Origin of the sequence: Rhizobium sp. CFBP 13644, from assembly GCF_014842165.1 — a bacterium.
Classification (GTDB): Bacteria; Pseudomonadota; Alphaproteobacteria; order Rhizobiales; family Rhizobiaceae; genus Agrobacterium; species Agrobacterium tumefaciens_C.
In genome coordinates this window covers 1-393 of record NZ_JACYVF010000035.1, presented here as the reverse complement: position 1 = coordinate 393, position 393 = coordinate 1, and the positions used below count along the sequence as shown (strand labels likewise).

The following is a 393-nucleotide window of genomic DNA, read 5'->3' as shown; positions in this document are numbered from 1 at the left end:
CAGAACTTGAGGCACTGTTTGCATCTCTTGCCGTGATCGTGAAGCTGGCATTGCCAGCCACTGTCGGCGTACCCGACAAGGTGCCAGCCGAGGTTAACGACAGACCTGCGGGCAAGGTGCCGCTGGTGACGCTGAAGCCATAGGGTGCCGTGCCGCCTGAGGCCGAGATGGTCTGATTATATACGGTGCCAACCACACCACCTGACAGCGACCCCGCCGATGGCGAGAAGCTGAAGGTGGGAGCCAACACAATGACGGAGACGGTGGCAGCCGCTGATGTGCCAAACGTATTTGTGGCGGTATAGGTGAAGCTGTCGGAACCAGAGTAACCAGCAGTCGGCGTGTAGGTGATGCTCGTGCCAGACGCCGTCGCCGTACCATGGCTGGCCTGGG

1 protein-coding gene is annotated in these 393 nt (G+C 60.6%); it reads right to left on the bottom strand.

The features are described from left to right. Window positions 1-393 (bottom strand): putative Ig domain-containing protein (locus IFT53_RS23555; protein ID WP_192096982.1); only part of this gene is annotated, 393 nt, incomplete at both ends.